We start from the raw sequence: 2,325 nt of genomic DNA, 5'->3' as shown, positions 1-2,325 counted from the left end.
TGCGTTGTCCAGAAACTACTCTCGTATGACGTGAAGCTGGCGCGCATGTGCGGCGCAGATGTGGTTGCGGAAACGCCGCGCAAGCACCAGGATAACCCCGAGCGCGACTATGTTCACGAGCTGTGTCATCATGAACACCACATCGCCTATGGTGATCGAATGACCGAGAAAGAGCGCTGACGACAACGTCCATAGTGCGTACGCGCGCACGCTGATTCCGACGGAGCGTTACTCACTCAAGAGGCGCCAGATCTGAGGGACGTAGGCGCCGATGTCAAGCGCGGTCGCAAAATAGCCGACGAGGAAGGGAGACTGTTGCGAGAGCCACGTATGCAATGCGTTCATGATAGCCTCTTCGAATAGGAGAAGAAGCTACCGACTTATACAGGCCGGAAAGAGCATCGACAAATGTGGTTTCGCAAATCCATAATGCGCAATATGCAGCCGCTCACAGGAACTACGTGCCAGGAAAGAATGGCAACTCAGCGCAATTGCTACATCCGACTCTCGTCTAACGAGATGAACTGACCGCGTGATGTAACAACGCCAATCCCGAACCGGTGACTTGATACCATCCATGACGCTGCCCCTGATCCCTCCAAGACTGCCACACCATGCAATATCTGATATGGGCCATAGAGCACATCGAAACCAGGTGGCTGTGCGCCACGCGCGCAATGCTCTGAACGCGCTGCGCCGGGACAACGGATCACCTCGCACCAACAAACACGGGCCCTAACCGACGGGGTGAACGCAAACGCTTTGCGCAACGTCGGGCACGCCTCTGCACGCTACCGCCGTGCAGAATGACGGCCGGGGAAAATAGGAACCTCAACGACAGTGAGCCGGCCATCATCGAAATCGTCGGCCACATCAATCATTTGCCCATCCGGCGCGCGCTCCAGCATTCGCAGGCGCCTGGGGCCTGCTGGCAACGGCTCGACTATGCTGTACAGAACGCGGGGCTTATCCCATCCCAGAGGCCCAACACTCTTCTCCAGCTTCCGCACACGTCCGCGCAGCCTGTCAAATCGCAGTGTCATCGCGTCCCGTCCCTTTCATCGAGCCGAGCATGCGCTCCGCAGGGTCATGGGTTCCGTTCCGCACGATTTCCGGGATGAACCATGATCGCTCATCCGACCTGCGCACCTCAGGGGCGCGTTCATCGCGTGGGATAAGGAGTTTTCCTCACGGCTTTGATCGTCACCCAAACAACGCGATCTTTCCAACTATTGTCTTTATCATTGCCCTCGTCGACCGGTTCACCGCGGAATTTAATATTCTCATCAGGGATTTTTACTTTGTAGAGGCGTTTGAGAAGATCGGCCACGTATTTCGCTCGACCTTCAGAAAGGGTGATATTCGGTTCCGTGTCACCGAGTCTGCTAGCGTGTCCCACGACCTCGATCCCGGTGATGTTCTCTGCTCCGTATTTAAGAATTTGTGCGTCCATGACCCGCATCAGATCCTTTATTTGATCCATCTTGTTCTTAGGTTCGTGGTAATTCCCGACTTCTCTTTTGTTAGTGTCAAAGTAAACAGGATGCTTGTAACTTTCATTGTAGATTACTGATTCCGGCTTAGGCTTCTGCTCCGGCAAATTCAGCAGCATCGTCCATTCTCTTTTTTGAGCGAGATCACCGACGGTCCGCGTCCCACCTCTAGTATCTGTCGTTTTCCCCGATTCCCGTTCCACGGTCGGCTTTGGGATCCACTTGATTATCTTGTCAATGATTCCCGCAGCAGACTCTTTACTGACGCCGACCTTCCAAGTCGCGTCCTCCTTTGTTGTTTCCCAGCTCTCCACCAAAACGTCTGCCGACCCCAGGACCATCGAAGTCTTCACTGCCACATATCTGGGGTCATTAGTCGCTGACAACCACGCTTTCCCCTCGATAAATCGAAAGGGACTTCTCTGCTGGGCGGCTCGATTAAACGGCTCGCCCTGAAGCAATTTTCGGTGACAAGAAAACGAACTTCATCATTCTGGAAAATGAAGGGGAAGTCGGCACGAACATGTTGTTGGTACATGTTCTTCCCATCTCTTGCTCCCTTTCCGTCAAGAGACGGGAAATAGAGCATTGCTTGAACACTGAGTAGAGTATCAGCGTGTCCCGCTGGGAGCCCGCGCAAGTAATCCCAGAATTGCGTGGGCACCGTGAGCGATGAATCCATCGGTGTTTCATCATCCGGAAAGTCCTCAAATCGTTCTTTCCTCCCAATGACCTTGCCCCGCGGGTTTAATCCAGTTTGAAGTTCGTTCTGGCCCACGACAAGGACCAGAGCATGAAGCGCAGCCGCTTTTCGGAAGAGCAGATCATCGGG

General features: G+C 54.0%; 3 protein-coding genes. 1 reads left to right on the top strand and 2 read right to left on the bottom strand.

The genetic code is table 11. The annotated features are described in order from the left end of the window. On the top strand, nucleotides 1–180 hold a 180-nt coding region (locus CT676_RS44735), incomplete at its 5' end, for a hypothetical protein (RefSeq protein WP_167768363.1). 982 nt (nucleotides 181–1,162) lie between these two features. On the opposite strand, the gene CT676_RS43460 is transcribed toward CT676_RS44735, so the two are convergent. Together CT676_RS43460 and CT676_RS44730 are read right to left on the bottom strand one after the other, a co-directional pair. Continuing rightward, on the bottom strand, nucleotides 1,163–1,834 hold the full coding sequence (locus CT676_RS43460; RefSeq protein WP_135217334.1) for an OmpA family protein: 672 nt from the start codon (nucleotides 1,832–1,834) through the stop codon (nucleotides 1,163–1,165). An 8-nt stretch (nucleotides 1,835–1,842) separates the two neighbouring features. Further along, nucleotides 1,843–2,325, bottom strand: a 483-nt coding sequence (locus tag CT676_RS44730; protein WP_167768362.1) for a hypothetical protein, incomplete at its 5' end; no start/stop codon positions are given.

Source organism: Bradyrhizobium sp. MOS001, from assembly GCF_004634465.1.
GTDB classification, from domain to species: domain Bacteria; phylum Pseudomonadota; class Alphaproteobacteria; order Rhizobiales; family Xanthobacteraceae; genus Bradyrhizobium; species Bradyrhizobium barranii.
Note: the sequence above shows the minus strand (reverse complement) of the source record. Positions and strands in the feature narration are given on the sequence as shown.

Bases quoted from the DNA above. Each gene is read 5' to 3' on its own strand.
- CT676_RS43460 (WP_135217334.1), bottom strand. From the start codon at position 1,834: ATGGTCCTGGGGTCGGCAGACGTTTTGGTGGAGAGCTGGGAAACAACA.